The 18,849-nt window shown below is 40.2% G+C and carries 16 protein-coding genes and 1 tRNA gene; 10 read left to right on the top strand and 7 right to left on the bottom strand.

The window, feature by feature from the left end:
* Positions 1 to 32 precede the first annotated feature (32 nt).
* On the top strand, positions 33 to 1,163 hold the full coding sequence (locus CO050_02210; GenBank protein ID PJC31724.1) for a hypothetical protein: 1,131 nt from the start codon (positions 33 to 35) through the stop codon (positions 1,161 to 1,163).
* A gap of 149 nt (positions 1,164 to 1,312) precedes the next feature.
* Positions 1,313 to 2,074: a CRISPR-associated endonuclease Cas2 gene (gene cas2, locus CO050_02205; GenBank protein PJC31723.1), complete on the top strand. Its 762-nt coding sequence runs from the start codon at positions 1,313 to 1,315 to the stop codon at positions 2,072 to 2,074.
* Here cas2 and CO050_02200 read toward each other — a convergent pair.
* The 5 genes from CO050_02200 to CO050_02180 form a co-directional block, all read right to left on the bottom strand.
* Positions 2,068 to 3,018, bottom strand: coding sequence for a hypothetical protein (locus CO050_02200; protein ID PJC31722.1), 951 nt, complete (start codon positions 3,016 to 3,018; stop codon positions 2,068 to 2,070). The genes cas2 and CO050_02200 overlap by 7 nt on opposite strands.
* Positions 3,019 to 3,053: 35 nt before the next feature.
* Positions 3,054 to 4,268 carry a hypothetical protein gene (locus CO050_02195; protein ID PJC31721.1) on the bottom strand — a complete coding sequence of 405 codons (1,215 nt, stop codon included), beginning with the start codon at positions 4,266 to 4,268 and terminating at the stop codon, positions 3,054 to 3,056.
* A 63-nt stretch (positions 4,269 to 4,331) separates the two neighbouring features.
* Entirely contained in the window at positions 4,332 to 4,955 is a 624-nt protein-coding gene (locus CO050_02190) for a hypothetical protein (protein ID PJC31720.1), read from the bottom strand.
* A 321-nt stretch (positions 4,956 to 5,276) separates the two neighbouring features.
* On the bottom strand, positions 5,277 to 6,599 hold the full coding sequence (locus CO050_02185) for a hypothetical protein (GenBank protein PJC31719.1): 1,323 nt from the start codon (positions 6,597 to 6,599) through the stop codon (positions 5,277 to 5,279).
* Positions 6,600 to 7,086: 487 nt separating this feature from the next.
* Positions 7,087 to 8,097, bottom strand: a complete 1,011-nt coding sequence (locus CO050_02180) for a hypothetical protein (protein PJC31718.1) — start codon at positions 8,095 to 8,097, stop codon at positions 7,087 to 7,089.
* 113 nt (positions 8,098 to 8,210) lie between these two features.
* On the opposite strand from CO050_02180, the gene CO050_02175 reads away from it, so the two are divergent.
* The 7 genes from CO050_02175 (at position 8,211) to CO050_02145 (ending at position 16,200) form a co-directional block, all read left to right on the top strand.
* Positions 8,211 to 10,571 carry a leucine--tRNA ligase gene (locus CO050_02175; protein ID PJC31717.1) on the top strand — a complete coding sequence of 787 codons (2,361 nt, stop codon included), beginning with the start codon at positions 8,211 to 8,213 and terminating at the stop codon, positions 10,569 to 10,571.
* A 79-nt stretch (positions 10,572 to 10,650) separates the two neighbouring features.
* Positions 10,651 to 11,256 (top strand): hypothetical protein, encoded by a 606-nt coding sequence (locus CO050_02170; GenBank protein PJC31716.1) that lies wholly within the window; start codon positions 10,651 to 10,653, stop codon positions 11,254 to 11,256.
* A 4-nt stretch (positions 11,257 to 11,260) separates the two neighbouring features.
* Positions 11,261 to 12,112 (top strand): hypothetical protein, encoded by an 852-nt coding sequence (locus CO050_02165; protein PJC31715.1) that lies wholly within the window; start codon positions 11,261 to 11,263, stop codon positions 12,110 to 12,112.
* Between the two features lie 41 nt (positions 12,113 to 12,153).
* The gene (locus CO050_02160) at positions 12,154 to 13,050 is read left to right on the top strand and encodes a hypothetical protein (GenBank protein PJC31714.1); all 897 of its coding nucleotides are present in this window, start codon (positions 12,154 to 12,156) and stop codon (positions 13,048 to 13,050) included.
* Between the two features lie 210 nt (positions 13,051 to 13,260).
* Positions 13,261 to 14,535, top strand: coding sequence for a hypothetical protein (locus tag CO050_02155; protein PJC31713.1), 1,275 nt, complete (start codon positions 13,261 to 13,263; stop codon positions 14,533 to 14,535).
* 31 nt (positions 14,536 to 14,566) lie between these two features.
* Complete coding sequence (locus CO050_02150) at positions 14,567 to 15,007, top strand: nucleoside-diphosphate kinase (protein PJC31712.1); 441 nt, start codon at positions 14,567 to 14,569, stop codon at positions 15,005 to 15,007.
* A gap of 68 nt (positions 15,008 to 15,075) precedes the next feature.
* Positions 15,076 to 16,200 (top strand): hypothetical protein, encoded by a 1,125-nt coding sequence (locus CO050_02145; protein PJC31711.1) that lies wholly within the window; start codon positions 15,076 to 15,078, stop codon positions 16,198 to 16,200.
* A 102-nt stretch (positions 16,201 to 16,302) separates the two neighbouring features.
* On the opposite strand, the gene mgtE is transcribed toward CO050_02145, so the two are convergent.
* Positions 16,303 to 17,568, bottom strand: coding sequence for a magnesium transporter (gene mgtE / locus CO050_02140; protein ID PJC31710.1), 1,266 nt, complete (start codon positions 17,566 to 17,568; stop codon positions 16,303 to 16,305).
* A tRNA-Arg gene (locus tag CO050_02135) sits at positions 17,539 to 17,613 on the bottom strand. Before CO050_02135 ends, mgtE begins: the two co-directional genes overlap by 30 nt.
* Before the next feature lie 405 nt (positions 17,614 to 18,018).
* Between CO050_02135 and CO050_02130 the strand changes: the two genes are divergently transcribed.
* The gene (locus CO050_02130; protein PJC31709.1) at positions 18,019 to 18,771 is read left to right on the top strand and encodes a hypothetical protein; all 753 of its coding nucleotides are present in this window, start codon (positions 18,019 to 18,021) and stop codon (positions 18,769 to 18,771) included.
* Positions 18,772 to 18,849: the final 78 nt, after the last annotated feature.

Genomic DNA, 18,849 nt, shown 5'->3' with positions numbered 1-18,849 from the left:
GGAATCTTTGGTATAATTCCAGTGCCCAAACAATGATAAACCGAATTCATTGGCATCATCAAAAGGCACGCTTAAAACGTGACCTAGCTGCTCTCCTGCAGGATTTGAAATTATGGCTTAAATTTAGCGCTAGCTATATCAAGTCTAAGTTAGAATTTTTTGCTGAACACTTTGAAAGCTTTAAAGGGATTATAGTTACATTTCTATTGCATAAACGAGGTCGTTATTCGCGCTCATTCCTAAACGTATCGGTATTTGTTATAGTTGGAGCGGGCTTTATTGTAGCTCCAATCATTAAAGAAAGTCATCCAATTGTGGGGGGAACGGGCTTTGAGGACTATGAATCACCTTCTGCGGTATTGTCATCGCTCACATATGATGAAATATCTACTTCTACTCAGATCTCAGAAAAACCACGTGATCAGGTTATTGAGTACGTTGTTCGAGAGGGTGACACTGTTTCATCTATTGCAGAACAGTTTGGTGTTTCTGAAGATACCATTAAATGGGCAAATGATCTAACTGTCAAAAATCCCGTGCTCAAGATCGAGACAATGCTAAAAGTCCCACCTGTTTCAGGAGTAGTGCATACAGTTAAAAAAGGGGAAACTGTCTATTCTATTTCCAAAAAATACCAGGCTGAAGCTCAAAATATAGTAAATTTTCCCTTTAATGAGTTCGCCGATTTAGAAACTTTCGCCTTAGACACAGGTCAGATCTTAATTGTACCCGATGGAGTTATTCAAGGCGCAAAGCCAGTCATTCGTCAAGTTCCACTTGCCCCTGAGATTATTGCCCATGGAGATGGCCAATTCCTATGGCCAACAAATGGTAGAATTACTCAAAACTTTGTTTGGTATCACAAAGCTATAGACATTGCCAATAAGCAAGCACCATCAATTGCCGCAGCCGACACAGGTACGGTTGTATATGCAGGCTGTCTAAAATGGGGATATGGCTGTCATGTGATTGTCGACCATGGCAATGGCTTTCAGACGCTCTACGCACATCTTTCCCAGTATTATGTAAACGTGGGTGACGCCGTCGCTAGGGGACAGTCCATCGGTCAGATGGGGTCAACTGGTCGGTCAACTGGTACTCACTTACATTTTGAAATTCGCAAAAATGGAGTTGCCCTTAACCCCATGAGCTTCCTACAGTAAGGGCCTATAGGTAAGTGGTATACCGTGTCCTGGGTCCGATTCCCAGTAGGTCCACAGAAGTGTTTTAAAACCGGGTTTTAAAATAGAATATTTCTAGATCTAAACAGTAGATGATTGCATTATCTAGAAATATTTGTTAGATTGAAAACATGCCTAGCACCCGTAAAAGAGTGAATGATCTTAGTTTAGGCTTGATCGACGGCCTAAACAATATTGTGCTATATGCAATTGAAAGTGGAGGATTTAATGAGTCAGACAAGCTGCTTAATGTATTTAGCCCTGCTCAGATTCAAAAAGCAGTTTACAATCTTAGTCAAGCCAACTTGATTAAATTAAACAATAAAGCTAAACACAAACAGTATATTTTGACCAAGCAAGGCTTAAAAAGACTACAAGGGCAGATTCCTTTTTATGATGAACAGCGTAGCTGGGACAATAAGCTATATCTGGTTACCTATGATTTTCAGATTAAGCACAACCAGCGCCGTGACGCCTTCCGTAAGGCACTAGTCAGCTTAAGCGCCGTGATGATACAGCAGAGCGTATATCTAACCCCATATAATCCTCATTCCACCATTCTTAAGCTAAACCAAGATGGTCAGCTCAATGATCAGATTGTGGTCTCCGAACTTAAACAAAGCGGCATATATGGCGAGGCTTTAAGTTTTAAAGAATTGGTTTGGAAGATCTATAATCTCGAAGACATTAATAATAAGTATGCACTATTCATAGGAAGACACAGTCATTATAAGGCAACTAAGGTTAAAAGAGAGTGTTTGCATATAGCTTTTGAGTACCTCGCCATCCTAAAAGAAGATCCACAGTTGCCTTTCAATTTACTTTCAAGTGAATACCTCGGTAAACAAGCATATACTCTATACTTAAAACTTCTTAAGAAAGCTAACTACTGAGTGGCTTTAGTAGGAGCAACGGTTACATTTGGAGCTGCGCTCTTCTCATCCAATTCTAGTGGCGGTTCCATAAAAGCCTCATTCGTTGCCTCTTCAGGGCCAAACAACACTGGTTTAGGCGTGGGGGAAGGACTTGTAACTGCCTGTTGATTATTTTGTACATCCTGTGCGCCTTCAGCTGGCTGTTGAGGTTGGGTTTGAACAATCAAGTCGTTAATTTCAGTTAAACGCTCTTGAGCATTTTTATAATCGTCCGAATCTCTTTCAACTAAAGTTAATACTTGTGTCATTGCCGACTGTGCTTGAAGTAGTTTCTCTTGCTTGCTGTATGCAAAAGCAAGATTATAAAAAGCATTTGTATAGTCCTGTTTTAAGGAAACCGCTAGCTCAAACTGACGTTGGGATGCCTCAAATTCATTTAAGCTAAATAATAACTGACCATATGCCAACCTTAGCTGTGCATTATTAGGATCAACAGCAATCGCCTGCTGATATGTAGCAACTGCCCATTGATCTGATCCTTCTGCCACATTTATGAGACTCTGATAGATATTAGCTAGAACCGCCCAGCTATCAGCTCTTAAGCTGTCTATGGCTATGGCATTTTTTGCTTGCTCTATAGATTGAGTTACTAGCTGCTGAATAATCTGCCTATCTTGATCTGTTAAGTCTTTGTTAGCCGCTAAAGAATTAGCTATCGCAAGGTTAGTCTGAGCATAACTCAGTCTATATCTTATATCATAAGGATTGAGCCCAATAGCTTGAATCTGTGAATTGTAAGTTGCATCTCCACGATTGGCAGCCGCTTCTCTTATTGATCTACCGAATACATACTCTCCAGCAGCAACTCTATAACCTACATACGATAACCCTCCCGCCAGAGCTAGACCCAGTGTTAATACTATGTAGCTAAATACTGTATTTTGTTTATTCATTTGTTTCATCACGCTAAGCGTGATTTCATGGTTTACCCATTAAATTAATCAACATTAAATGCGTCAGAAATCTTAACCAACTTAATTTTTGTAGCAGGCGAACTAGACTTCACGCCGTACTCTAGAAGCAGAACCAGTTGAGCAAATAGCAAAGTCATACCAAACGGTATAAGTAGCTGAATTAAAAAGATACCTAATATAACTCTCAAAATGCCCTTATTGTTTTTCTCAGCATGTCTAAATAGAACGTGCACTCTACGCACTAGCAATAGGTAGCTTCCAAGTCCCAATATTCCCACTGTAGTTAATAAATGAAAATACATATTACTAGAGAGACCAAAGGAAGCAGTCCAATAATCAGTCAAATTAATACTTGCTGGTTTATAACGAGTAAAGGCAGTAATGAATCCATCAGGCCCAACTCCAAATATCGGAGCATTTTTAAAGCTTTCAATTGCTATAATCCAGCCAAACTTAAACGGTAATAAAGGAAAAGGAGAAACTTGAGATAACACGTATCCAGTTCCTATAATTCCCAACGATAAGATTGCAAGGCAGATGTAGCCAAATAGACCGCGCTTAGGTAGGTTAAGAAGTAGATATGCAAGCACAATTAACAAAAATACAGCTTGAGAGATAACGTCCCCCAGGGGCGACAGCTGTGATAATGGAAATTGCAGGGTCACCTGTCCAATATTAGTTGTGTAACTAAAGTTTGCTAACTCCATGCCAACATTTATAAGATTCCACACTGCAACCACAAGCGCTCCGTGTAGTAAGCCATTTACTAAAGCATAATCACTATTGCTTATCATGGTAACAAATCTAGCAATTGGCAGTTTGTCTGCATTTGCCTCTATAGGTAAACCATGAAACATATGAATGTCACTCTGTTTACTCACTATAGCTTTTGTTTGGACTACTAGAATATAGAATAGTATCAACATTAACATCGCTCCCGCCGCGGCGGGAGATAACAAAGAGCCAATGGTATTAGATGAGGCAAATATAGCGCCTGCAATATAAGAAACTGCCAAAGCTAATAGTGGCATATCAAAAGAGGTGCTCATCCATCTTAGGGAGCCCGTGCGGTAAACTTCGTATGCCCAGAACAGAAGTAGTCCAACATTACCAACAAGAAGCACTAATAATTTAGGAATCCCAATGGAGTCTCCAAAAACTGCTGGCAAGAAGAAGACAGGCAAAAGAAAACTGACCAAATATAATATTATGTTTCTAAATAGTTTCATTTGTTTCATGGTTTACCCATTTTTATTTCAATAAACGAGACTGTATCATAGACAAAAACTTACTGTCAACTATTAGTTGATACAACTATGTACACTCTTATAAAACAGTAAATCCATATTTTCTGGTTCAGGCTTATCCTTAAGGGATATATCCAAGCCCAAGACATCGGGAATCTTATTACCAGTCTTATTGGAAACAGATATATTTTCTAGTCCATCTTTTATTTCCAGTTGTTTAGCTGGTTGGACTTGACCTACATTTCCAAACACAGTCTCAACATGGGGTGTATGTAAAGAAAATACAACCACTAACGTGGAAAGAACAAGCAAGGTGGAGTAAAAAGCGTTAGCGGGTCGGTTAAAGTCACCTAACTTAGCCAATAGCTCAGATCTCTTATAATGCGCAAGCTCATCACTTATGAGCACCTGAATCTCATCTATATTTCTTCCTTGTTGCTTTAGATCCTGTATTTTCAAAAGCAGGACTATAGAGTAGAGAGGTAAAAATCCTTCAGTATAAGAAAGGTGTGGACCTGACTGTTGACGTAACATATGTGGTAGCAAGCCTAGCTTGATGTAATGGCGAATGCGATTAATTGGATTACCACTGCCGAAGTCATACCCAGCCTCTTTAGCATTTCTCACTATTGCGGATACGCTAATATATTTATCTATGCTTTGGTCAATATTTTTCACGCTTAGTTTTTACTTAATTTCTCGTCACGAGAACGTATTTCTAATACCACTATAAACTAGTGTTAATGCAAATGTCAAGTGGTAAATATGATGTAGTTAAGTAGTAGTATGATAGTTATATAAGACCAAAAAAGAGATGTAAAGCTACAAAATGATACGTTTGACTAATTTTAGTCGCGAGAAATAGATTTTTTAAATAAATACTCAAAATTAGTAGAAATTTGTAATTCCATATTGGTATTTGTAGATTATTTATTTATCACTCAAAGATGGTTAACTGCTACACAATTGGAGTAGGGCATTTAGCTTGTAGAATTAACCTTAATTAGAAAGACTTGCGCTTGTTGTTGCAAGCTCTGCCGAGAGAGTAGATAGCTCATCATCAAGAAATAGCGGAGCAATTCTCATAACAGGAGTAGGAGTAGGGGTAGGCGCAACGTAGCCAAACTCAAAACGTTTCAGCGCGATTCTGGGTTTGAGCTCAGGTCCAAATCCTACGCTGGCTCCTAGATATACTTCGGGGTATTGCTGTAGTAATGAATAAGGAATCGGATGACCACAATCTTGACCTAAGATAACTGTAAAATTACCACTGCTACCGGGAGTAGTGGAGCAGCGACCGGTGCTATAGATAGGGTCTATAGCGTCGCTGGTGGGATATAAAGAAAAACTGAATTCATTTTCATATGATAGTGGGATTCCAAACATATCTTTAAGCTTGCCTGTAAAAGGAATAGTAACAGTAAGACTATCCTCAACCGAGCCTGCAGACCCTTTATCTAAGATGTCAGTTGTAGCGTTTATAGCCGATGAAAGGGAGGTATTCATCCTACCTAGTAGGAATATGTTGGAAGATAAGATTAAAAATAGTAGCACCAAGGAAAAGTGAGAAGAAAAAAGAGGCCTGAGAGAGGCAGTAATGCTTGATTTAGGCTCGTCTATTGTTAAGTCTGGTTCATTTTTTGGTACAACATCTACCTTTAATGCAACATCTGCAACATTGGTATTTATGAGTAGCTCTTTTTTTAAGGTAGTTGCTGCTTGCTGATCAAGTTTTGTGACCGACTCCATAAAGTCAATAAATTTGCGTATACTTGCCAACTTTCTTTTATAAGAGGCCTTACTATATTGTTTGTCCAGTAGTATAAGGTAGGCCCTAATAGACTCTGGAATAAGTTTAACCTCATTATGTAGTAAATGCCGTATATCACTGATATAGTTTTTTATAGTATGATCAGTTACTTTTTTTCTCTGAAGCCAAGTACGAAATGAGCTTAGAGTAGAACGGCTATGATTAAGTGGATCTATGTTGAAGTTCAAAAATGGGTCAGTAGTCAAATATCCCTCCGTGACTACAAACTTAAAGAAACTTTTTAAGCCCGCAACTTTCCTTGCAACCGTTGAATTCGAAAAAGTTCCTCGAGAAAGATGAGCAGAGAACTCTCCTACGATAGCATTATCTACATAAGAAATATATGCAGAAGGCTGTGCGGTGCTTATGCTATATCCATGGGAAGGTAAGTAGGTGATCAACCAACCCAAAAAAAAGACAACATCAGCCACATAGTTATCCACAGTAGCTGTGGATACATTAGTACTCTCAAGATAAGACTTATATTTTTGTAGGAGAAGTGATTCCCGCATGATTTATAATATACCTAAATTATAAAGGATTATACTAATTATAACAATACTTAATTCACGCAAAGCAGCGCGAAAAGCAGGTGTACAGGCGAAGCTTGTGTGTGAAAAAAACAACGTCTCTGTTTTTGGTATACAAAAATGTAGACATGTCTAGGTACCCTTTTAGGGTATATCCATATACACCAAGTAGAAGGTTTTGATTCTTCTCTCAGTACTCAATCACGGGAAAAAGGTATTTTATCAGTTAAGGATACCAAGTGCTAGAATTATTGGATAGGGAGTTTAGATTGATTTAGCGGGCCAAAGGACGAAAATAGAGCAACGTATATGAGCTATCAAAAGTGAACAAGACAAGGTCGTTCACTTTGCTTTAGTAAAGAGATCGACCTTAAGCGAGTGAATGTTCTATCCTCTCAACTTAAGGCAAGACCTTCCATTGCATGTAGGGTCTTGCTTTGTTTCGCTTGTTTTGGTAACTAATATATGGTTACTTGTGAGAGTGGTGCATCCTTTTAACAATTATGAAGGACCAAATTGACACAACAACCAGTCCGAGTACAACTAGCGAGACTATAGGATTAGGAAAGGCAAGTGCGGGAATTTTAACATTATCGCTAGGGGATAGGATTAACAGTCCAAACGGCAGTTTTTCCACATCAACCGTCAGCTGGGTTGTTGTGTTCCCCAATACTACCTTTATAGGCGCAGCTATTACTTGTTCAAAACCCAGTAGCGATCTTATTCTAATATCAAAGTCTGTAACTCCATAAACAGGAGACCCATTGCTTATTTGCACAAGTAGCTCGTGAGCTTGATCTCCAAACACAACAGTAGGTATGTGGGGGATAAACAATAAAGAATCAGCTATCTTTAAGCCATCAACTGATACATTTTGTTGTATTATGCCATCTTTTGTTACGGTAATATAGAGCTCAGTTGAGGTATAATGATATGGTTTATTATATTCACCTAAGCGGATAGAAAGATAATAATCACCCTCGCTGGCATCCTCGGGGATAGTTAGATCTAGTTGAAGCTCCCTTGCTTCCTCAGCTTCCATAAATAGTTTTTGGGCTTCTTTGCTTATAGATAACCAATCCAAGGCGTCACACGCTGATACCTCTACAACATTACAGTCAATTGAGGATTGTGAATTAAACGGTACAACGGCTAGGTCCAAAACCACTGCTGATTGGTAGTTGTTAATCTCTAGAGGCAGGGATAGGCCAATTCCGGGCTTGGCTCGCAGAAGGTAAGACTGAGGTGAGCTAGTAAATGGACGAGACACTGTTTTATCCACAGCAAGTGTCTGAAGTAGATAGCCTTCATTGATAAATTCAGCTGAAGCTTGTGGAGCTTTGGCATTTTTTGTCGAGGACTTAATCTCAATATTGTGAACCTCAATCTGTACATCGGCCCCTTCCAGCGTCTGAGCAAGCACGGGGTTATGAAGAAGTACTAAGAATAAAATAGTTATAATCGAACTTAGATGCTTCATAGCTTTAAGTATACCAAAAAGTATAAGTAAAACAGTAAAACAGGGTCAAACCCTGCTACCTTAGCTAGCAGGGTTTGACCCTGTGAGCGATTTCATTATTGTATAATCTAGCAATGAAACAATATAAACACACAGATGTTGAAGCTAAATGGAGAGTCAAATGGGATCAAAATAAGACATATCAAGTGGACCTAGACAAAGCCAAAAAACCCTTCTACAACCTCATGATGTTCCCGTATCCCTCCGCTGAGGGTCTTCACGTAGGGAACATGTACGCGTTTACAGGAGCAGATGTTTACGGTCGTTTTCAGAGACAGCAGGGATACGACGTATTTGAACCTATTGGGCTAGATGGGTTTGGTATTCATTCAGAAAACTACGCTATTAAACTAGGCAAGCACCCAGCTAAGCTGGCCAAGGTAAGCCAAAAACGTTTCTATGAACAGCTTGCCCGCATTGGCAACGGGTTTGCCTGGAATAATAAACTTGAAACCTATGATCCCGAATACTACAAATGGACTCAGTGGTTGTTTATTCAGATGTACAAAAAAGGTTTAGCCTACCGGGGGAAAGCAATGGTGAACTGGTGCCCAAGTTGTAAGACAGTGCTGGCTGACGAGCAGGTAGAGTCAGGGGTTTGTGAACGCTGTAAAAATGAGGTCGAGCGCAAAGAAATGGAGCAGTGGTTCTTTAAGATTACTAACTATGCGGATAAATTACTCGAGAACATCGAAAAAATAGACTGGCCCAACAAAATAAAAAGCGCCCAAAGACAATGGATAGGTAGGTCCGAAGGTCTAGAGATAGCCTGGGAAGTAGCTAAAACAGCTGAAAAAATCTGGACTTTTACAACACGCCCAGACACTATTTATGGAGCAACTTTTATCGTTATAGCTCCAGATCATCCCATCTTAAACAAGCTCAATATCTCCAAGGAAGCCAAGGAATACAAATTGCAGGCTCTAAAAAAGACCGAACAAAAACGCAAAGCAACAGAGAAAGACAAAACAGGCGCGGATACTGGTTTTGAAGCTATTCACCCGATTACGGGTAATAGAATCCCAATCTGGATAGCTGATTTTGTACTCATGGATTATGGTACTGGGGCAATAATGTCTGTTCCTGCCCACGACGAGCGCGATGCAGCTTTCGCAGCAAAGTTTAACCTACCAACTATAGATAAACTGGCGGATAAAGATGAGGTCTTTAAGCTGCTAGAGGACAAAGATGCCGGTGTTAAAAAAACAAACTACCACCTTAGAGATTGGCTTATTTCCAGGCAGAGGTACTGGGGTCCACCCATACCTATGGTTTATTGTGAAAAATGCGCGCGCCTCCCCGGCGGACAAGGCTGGCAGCCTGTACCTGAAGACCAATTGCCGGTTTTACTTCCAGCTGTCTCTGACTGGGAGCCTAAAGGCGATGGAAAAGGGCCACTAGAAAAAGCACCAGACGCGTGGTTATATACAAAGTGCCCCAACTGTGGAGGTAAAGCTAAGCGTGAGACTGACGTTTCTGATACCTTTTTAGATAGTTCATGGTACTTCCTGCGCTACCCCAGCGTCAAGAAAAATATAGAGAACCCGCTTCTCGATGTGCCGTGGGATGAAGGGTTGACTAAGAAGTGGCTGCCGGTTAATGCGTACATTGGGGGAGCAGAGCACGCCGTTTTACATTTATTATACGCACGCTTTGTTACGATTGCCCTTCATGACTGGGGAATGCTGGATTTCGAGGAACCTTTCCCTTTCCTTTTTAGCCACGGGCTGATTATCAAAGATGGAGCTAAAATGAGTAAAAGCCGTGGCAATGTCATCGTTCCAGATGATTATATAGACAAATATGGTGCGGACACACTACGAATGTATTTAATGTTTGTAGGTCCTTACAGCCAAGGTGGAGATTTTCGAGACACCAGCATGGCAGGTATGAATCGTTTCCTACTTCGATGCTGGAGCTTATTTACAGACAGCCAAAAAGTGAAAGCTAAAACAACTAATAAGCTTTTGCGCAAGCTAAACCAGACCATTAAACAGATGGGGGAAGATATTGCCTCTTTTAAGTACAACACGGCCATTGCCAGATACATGGAATTAGTTAATGTCTGGCGAGAAACTGATCAGGTTTTAAGCAAAGAGGACGCAATTAGTGCTATCAAGATAATTGCCCCGCTTGCTCCCTATGTTTCCGAAGAGATATACCAGAGTCTTACTAATGATGAAGAGTTTGCTTCAGTTCATCTGGAGCTCTGGCCTAAATTTGATGAAAATCAGGTGAAAGAAGACATAATCACCATTCCTGTTCAGGTCAACGGCAAGCTGCGCCAAACTCTTGAAGTAAGTTGTGAGCAGTCAAAAATACAAAGCGAAATAGAAAAATTAGCCAGAGAGCTTCCTAATGTAAAAAAATATCTCTTGAGCGAGCCTAAAAAGACCATCTTTGTCCCAGGTCGCCTCCTTAACTTTGTAATCTAAGAAAGCGAAACAAGGCGAGGCCTTTCATGCAATGAATGGCCTTGCCTTAAATTGAGCTATCTGATATGCTCCGAATATTGTGCAGTTTGAGGATATTGCTCAGCTTCTGCAGAAATACCGTTTCCCTGTAGGTCTGGTTATTGTGGGGTTATTCCTATTTTCTATCGGGTTAGCAGCCACCTTGGGTAGAGATAAGCAGAGTGAGGTTGTATTTAACACTCAAGAGCAGCTAACTCCAGCTCAAACTACAGTCAAGATAGTCGTTATAGACATCGGCGGAGCTGTAGAAAAACCTGGCGTATATGAGCTACCCGTAGGCTCTAGAATAAAAGACATCATCACTGAGGCAGGTGGCTTCATCAAGGAAGCTGATCAGGAACAGATTTCACTAAGTCTTAACCTAGCCGCCTTATTGACGGATGGACAAAAAATCATCGTACCCTTTCAGGGTGAAGAAATGGAGGTGGGTGCAGCTCAAACCGTGCCCGGAGCCAGCACAGATAAGCTGATTAACATTAATAATGATTCCCAATCTACGCTCGAGACCTTAACTGGAATTGGCCCAGTACGTGCCGCAGAGATAATTGCCAATAGGCCTTATGGTGAGATTTCTGAGCTAGTTTCCAAAAAAATCCTTGGGCAATCCATTTATGACAAGATTAAGGACCAGATAAGCGTCTACTAAAAAATTGTCTCCAGATTATTTTGTCAGCATCATCAACCAGCAATTACCCGAGCCGCAGGCATCCTTACTCGCTGGAATGCTTTTTGGTCAGAAATATTCCCATATGCCTCAAGCACTATATAACGATCTTATTACAACTGGCACCCTACACGTTGTGGCGCTTTCAGGTACAAATGTGTCAATTTTGATCCGGGTTGTGGACAAGGTCTTTGGCAGCATAGGTCGCAGGTTTGGGTTTATTGCTACTATGGTCACTATCACGCTTTTTGTAGCCATGGTAGGAGCTGATCCGCCTATTGTACGCGCAACAATTATGGGAGGGCTTGCGACGTTAATCTCATACATTGGGCGAAGAACCTATGTCATCTACAGTTTACTGTTTACCGCCGCACTAATGCTCATCATCAAGCCAGAGTGGCTTACTAGTTTATCTTTCCAGCTTTCTTTCTTTGCCACGCTGGGAATAATTATCTTTGATAACCGTGGCCAAAAACCACATTCCAGGAATGTCAACCTTGCACATTCCTGGAATGTACAGATAGGGCTGGTAGCGAGCTGGTTTAAGTTTATTTTTATGGAAAATCTACGAACAACTCTCGCTGCCCAGGTATTTATCACGCCTTTACTGGTATACAGTTTCGGGCGCCTATCTTTAGTGGCTCCACTAACAAACGCGCTCGGATTATGGGTAGTAGAATACATTACATGGCTAGGCATACTACTTGTTACTGCGGGAGCTGTCATAAGACCGCTAGGAGTCTTGTTGGGTATGATTTTATGGTTACTGCTGACAATATTCATTGTGATTGTCGAAGTAACAGCACTAATTCCATTTGCACAGATTAATTTCTTCTAGAATTAATCAATAGCTACTGATAATATTAAGAAATAACTAATATGAATAAAAAAGCACTTTCACTCGTAATTACAGTCTTAATTCTTATCTTATACTTATCACAATTTTCACCGCCCAATAGTAAAGATGCCCGAATTATCTTTTGTGACGTTGGCCAGGGTGACGGCATTTATCTCGATCTACCCAATAATATAGACGTCGTAATAGATGGAGGACCGAATACTAAGATTCTTGAGTGCCTGGGTAAGTATATGCCTTTTTGGGATAGAGAAATAGAGATAGTGGTCTTGACGCATCCCCAGGCAGACCATCTAAATGGTCTTATAGAGGTTGCCAAGCGTTACAAGGTTAAGCATTTTGTCACCAGCCCAGTCGGCAATGCTACCAAAGGATACCAAGCGCTAACAAAAGCAATTCAAGAGGGGAATACTACTATTCAAAATATCTACACTGGTGATGAAATAAAAATTAATGATATTACTTTGCGTACTCTCTGGCCTAGTAGAGAGTTTGTTGCAGATAATACCAATGCCACAATTTCAGCCAATATTTTGGGAGCCACCACAACCAACTCTGATCTAAATGATTTTTCTGTAATACTTCAACTAGAATACGGTACCTTTGATGCTGTGTTTACCGGAGATGCAGATGAAAATATCCAAGATGAAATTCTAGCTGCAAATACCAAGCTTAAACCAGTGGAGATCTTTAAAATACCACACCATGGCTCTCGCTACGGTTTACTAGATGAGTTTATAGATAGATTTGAACCGGGTTTCGCTGTTATTTCGGTGGGCAAGAATCAGTGGGGACATCCAACCCCCGAACTGCTTTCTAGGCTTAGTTTACGTTCTATACCTATACTAAGAACAGACAATGATGGGGATATAGTGGTTATTACCGATGGTCAGCAATATAAAATAGAGAGTGATAAATAATAGCATTTGGGAGCGCAGATAAAGACCAAACTTATTTCAAGGATTAGCTATCAGAGTGGACTAGAGAGTGCTAACCACGCTCAAGACAAAAAATACAAGGACAAACCTTATAGAAGACTAAAGAGCTATTATAAGACGAGGCAAGGTTGAGCCCTTTACGAAGTGAAAGGCTCAACCTTTGGTTTTTAAGCTGTGCTAAAATCATTTCTTATGGCAGAGAAATATCACAAAGAAAATCTTGCAAACGGCCTTACAATAATTACAGTACCAATGCCCACCAAGTCTGTAACAGGGCTATTCATGGTTCGGGCAGGTTCACGCTGGGAACAAGATAAAGTCGCTGGAATATCTCACTTTCTTGAACACATGGCATTTAAAGGAACTACTAAAAGACCCTCAGCAATGCAGATTGCAGAGGAGATCGATGCAATTGGCGCCGAGCAGAACGCTTTCACCGGAAAAGAATACACTGGTTACTACGTAAAAGCTGCAAGCGCTCAGCTTAGCCTGGTAATTGATATGCTTTCAGATATGTTGCAAAATAGCCTGTTTGTCGAAGCAGAAGTTGAGCGTGAACGGGGAGTAATTCTGGAGGAAATAAATATGTACGAAGATCATCCCAGTAGTAAAGTGGGGGAGATCTCTGAAGAGCTAATATTTCGAGGTACAAGTTTAGGCAGAGAAATAATTGGAACTAAGGCAACCGTTAGCTCCATGACAAGAAAAGACATCGTGGATTATCGAAACAACTGGTACACTCCTTCCAACATCGTCTTGGTCGTCTCAGGTGGAACAACACATCATAAAGTAATGGAGCTTGTCAATAAGCACCTTGGCAACTGGGGCGGTAGTAAGCTTAAAAAAACTAAATCCACAAAAAGTATAGTTCAAAATAAACCCGCGCTATCTATTGTTAACAAAAAAACGGAGCAAACTCACATGATCTTGGCTCTGCGCACATTTGATCGTTTTGATTCCAGGCGTTATCCACTTTTAGTACTTTCTTCCATACTTGGAGGCGGGATGAGCTCTCGCTTGTTTCAGGAAGTACGTGAGCGTCGGGGACTAGCGTATAGTGTATTTTCATATAGCCAGAGTTATCTTGACGCCGGGTATTTAGGTATCAAGGCAGGCTTAGATACTAAACGATTAATCCAAGCGTTAGAGGTCATCATGCAAGAGCTCAGACACGTCTTAACTGAAGAAATACCAGCCAAAGAACTAACAAAAGCCAAAGAGCATATAAAAGGCAATTTCATCTTAAGTCTTGAGGATTCAGGCGATGTTGCCAATCATTACGCAGTCAAATACTTGCTCGAAGGTGAGATTAAAACGCCCCAACAAGTAATAAATAAAATTAACTCAGTTACAGTAGAGGAGGTAAGGGCGGTTGCTAAAGATATCATAAAGGATAAGAATATTAACTTTTCAGCAATTGGGCCAATTAAGGATAGACAAAAAATAGCCAAGCTGTTACAATTCTAACTATATAAAGATCCGATCTTTATATAAAAAAATGGAGAGAACTGTAGTCATCATTAAACCAGACGGAATGCAGAAAGGCTATGCTGGTCAGGTTGTTTCCCGCCTCGAAAAAGCTGGCTTTAAGCCAAAGGAAGCGAAAGTTGTAGACCTAACCGAAGAATTACTCAAAGTCTGGTATGTCCATCACAAAGACAAGCCATTTTTCCCTGACATAGTTTCCTTTATGACTGAGTGTCCAGTTTTGGCCATGATCTGGGAAGGGGAGGACATTATAGCAAAAGTTCGTAACTTAGCTGGAATAACAGATTCAACCAAAGCAGATAAAGGCACCATACGTGGAGACCTTGGTGAAGACATTCAACGTAACGTCGTGCATATCTCAGATTCTCCTGAGTCTGTAGAGAAAGAAACCAACCTCCTCTTTGGCTCAAGCGTTGATGGCTGTTGTGGCGGCGGCTGTTGTGGAAGTTAGACATAATTCCATAAATATGGTATTAATCTGTTGACATAATTCCATAAATTTGGTATAATTTTGAGGAAATGATTACACGGCAGCTTACTAAAAACATACTCTCGCGCCAAAAATCGGGATTTATTAACATTATTTATGGACCAAGACGAGTGGGTAAGACTGTTCTGCTTTCACAATTGACAACTAAAACTCCCAAGTCCGACGTGATTTGGTTCAATGGCGACGATGAAGATACACGATTAGCTCTGTCTTCTACTTCCCAAACTAAAATCAGCAAGCTTATTCAGAAATACGGGATCATAGTTATTGATGAAGCGCAAAGGATAGACAATATTGGTTTGGTATTAAAAATTATGATTGACTCGTTTCCAGAAAAATGTTTTTACGTTAGCGGGTCTTTGTCCTTAAAACTCGCCCACGGCATCCAAGAGCCCTTGACAGGTCGTTTTCAGCAATATCTGCTCTATCCACTATCAACGCCAGAACTTGGACAAGGACTGATCTTACACCAACTGTCCGCGCTACTGCCAGATCAGCTACAGTTTGGTGGCTACCCATATTTACAACAGCTACCCTCGTCTGCCGAAAAACAGGATTACTTGCGTATGATTATAAAATCTTATCTTTTTCGTGATCTGCTCCTGCTTAAAGACATTGGGCGTCCTGAAGCCTTGTATAAATTAGCTGTTTTATTGTCTTTTCAAGTTGGTTCAAAAGTCTCAATAAATGAACTTGCGAGTGCTCTTGGAATTGACGCAAAGACAGTAACAAGCTATTTATATCTTTTAAAGCAGGGTTTTATTATTTTCGAGCTTGGATCTTACTCGACTAACCTTCGCAAGGAGGTGGCAAAAAGCAGAAAATATTACTTCTGGGATTTGGGAATTCGTAACAGCCTAATTGGTCAATTTACTCAACTTGATCTTCGAAATGATATAGGGCAGTTGTGGGAAAATTTCGTAGCTATAGAACGAATTAAGCATAATAGCTATGGTGGTACGCAACCCAACTATTATTTTTGGCGCAGTTATGAACAAGCGGAGGTTGACTGGTTGGAAGAAGACAGCGGTCACTTGGTGGCATATGAGTTTAAATATGGTAGCATTGCTAAAACGCCGAAACTATTTAAACAATCCTATAATACATCTGTTTTGACCATTAATAAGGATAATTATCTGAATTTTATAACCTAAAAGTTGAACTCCACAAGGTCTGACCTTGTGGGATATAAAAGCGAGTATAAGGCTAAGCCTTTAATACGTAATTTGATCTACTAATATAGTATTTTGATATACCTACAATAGCAAAAGAGTTGCCAAACTTAAGAAAGCTAGAAAGCCAATTATATCCGTCGCTGTCGTGATAAAAATTGAAGAGGCAACAGCAGGATCAATGCGTACAGCTTTTAATATAAGAGGAATGATCGCACCAAAAAATCCTGCAACAACCAGATTAATCATCATCGCAAAAAACAGAACAACACCTAACAGAGGTGAACCTTGCCAAATAGTTGCAATTATTCCCACAATTAAGCCAGTAATAAGACCATTTAAAAATCCAGCCGAGAGCTCTTTTACCACTACAGACATTGCGCTTTTTGCTTTAATTTCACCCGTTGCCAAACCCCTCACCATAACAGCCAAAGTCTGAGTTCCTGCATTGCCCCCCATACCTGCTACAACTGGCATAAATGCCGCTAATATTACTACTTGGCTTAAGGTTTCTCTAAACATAGAAACAACAAAAGCGGCAGACAATGCTGTAAACAAATTAACAATTAACCACTTAGATCTAAGCCGAACAGATCTGAGCGGAGAATCATAAATATGCTCTGCGATGGGTAATCCGGCAAACTTATAAAAATCCTCTGTATTTTCATGTTCCAATACTCCCAGTAAGTTCTTAGTTCTAATTACACCTAGTATCCGACTTTCTTTGTCACTAACAACTATCACCCGTGCTGATGTGCCCACAACTTTTTCAATAAGATGCTCTTGATCAAGCGTGTACTTTACCACTGGCAAAGGTGCAAGTCTTAGCCCTTTTAAGCTCTTTACTTCCTCCAAGACAAGCTTTTCAATAGGTAGCTGCCCCAATATCTTACCTTCCTTGTTTTCCACAATAATAGTTGGAGACTTGCCAGTTGTCTGGTAATGGTTTTTAAGCTTAGTCTCCAGATCTGCCCTTGAGCTATCTTCTTTAATCTCAATAAAATTCATATCAACCAGTCTTCCAGCTGTATGATGTGCAAAAGATAAAAGCTGCTTTAATTTTTCACTCTTAGAGTGGTGCAGCAGTTTTAAAATACCTTCTCTTCTATGAGTTGAAAGAATATCCAAAGAGGTTACGGCATCATCTTCATCGGAATATGTAAGTGCATCGGCAATCTCTTCATCTGAAAGTTGGTACAGTAATTGCTTGCGCCAATAGCGGTTCAACCCCAGAAGAAAGTGCGGCTTCTCTTCATTTGAGGCAGCTTGGTATCTCTCCAACAGTTTCTTATGCTGATTCATATATCCACTATAACATTTTAGTGTCCCTGGAAGGAATCGAACCTTCATTTAGGGTTTAGGAAACCCTTGTTCTGTCCATTGAACTACAAGGACGCATCTCTCTCTATTTTACTGTAAAATGATATCAACTGCTAGAACAGTCTCTATCTATGAAAAGTACAACAACCTATAGCATTGACATACTATATCAAAGGGTATATAATAACTATGCATTATTGACCCTGAGAGCGTTGTGGGAGGTACGGGCAGAACTTCTCACAACGCTTCCGGGGTTAATTTTTTGCCAACCTGTTATAAATAATTATAGGAATAGGGGAGAGGTTACAATTATTTCACAAAATCCATGACCAAAATTTTCAAAGCACTATTATTGTTTTGGCTGGAGTTGTATTATGAGTATAAATATTACTCAAGTTATGGATTGTTATATAGACATAATAGTGAATTGTGTTATAAATGGTTAAACTAAACAATAATTAACGATTATCATATTAAGAGATGAATCATATAGTAGGTTACAAAAATAGGTTTATGCAGATTATAGGACATGAAGAGAAACGAAAATTTCTCATCATGCGTACAGTTGGTAATTTTCTTGTGCTTTTTGCATTATATGGAGTGGCTGCAACATTCGCTCCTATTGCCTTTGCGCAGGTAGGATATTATTATCGGTCATATACAGGTGTAGAGTACAGGGTTGAAGGTGACCTCATCGTCCGTTCCTATGAAGAAAGCTCTAGCAATCCTATTGCCAAACTGCTAAGCAATGCTCAACCAAGCGAACAGCGCGTATCTCCAACCTCCACAGACTTTGGAATTGTCATTCCTAAGATTGGCGCTAACTCAAACGTTGTGGCCAACGTCGACGCAGGAAACGAAAAAGAGTACCAAGATGCTCTGCAAATAGGAGTTGCCCATGCCGCTGGGACTGCTTTTCCTGGGGCTAAAGAGGGGAACCGCAAGACATATCTGTTTGCTCACTCGACAGATAATTGGTGGAACATAAACCGCTACAACGCCATTTTCTTTTTATTAAAAGAACTAGAGCCAGGGGATGAAATAGACATCTTTTACAACAATAGACGTTATGTGTATGAGACTGTGGAAATTAGGACTGTAGAAGCCGATGACGTGCAGTACTTGGTCGAACCTTCAGACGAGGAAGTGCTTATCCTTCAGACCTGCTGGCCACCCGGTACAACGCTTAAACGCTTACTTGTAATCGCCAAACCCATCGCCAATCTTGAATAACAAATCCCACAAGGTCCCGTATTCTAGAAACTAATGCAACCCCTAGGGATTATTAAGGTACTCAGAAAATACTTCCTG

The organism is Candidatus Roizmanbacteria bacterium CG_4_9_14_0_2_um_filter_38_17 (assembly GCA_002788855.1).
Lineage (GTDB): Bacteria > Patescibacteriota > Microgenomatia.
Note: the sequence above shows the minus strand (reverse complement) of the source record. Positions and strands in the feature narration are given on the sequence as shown.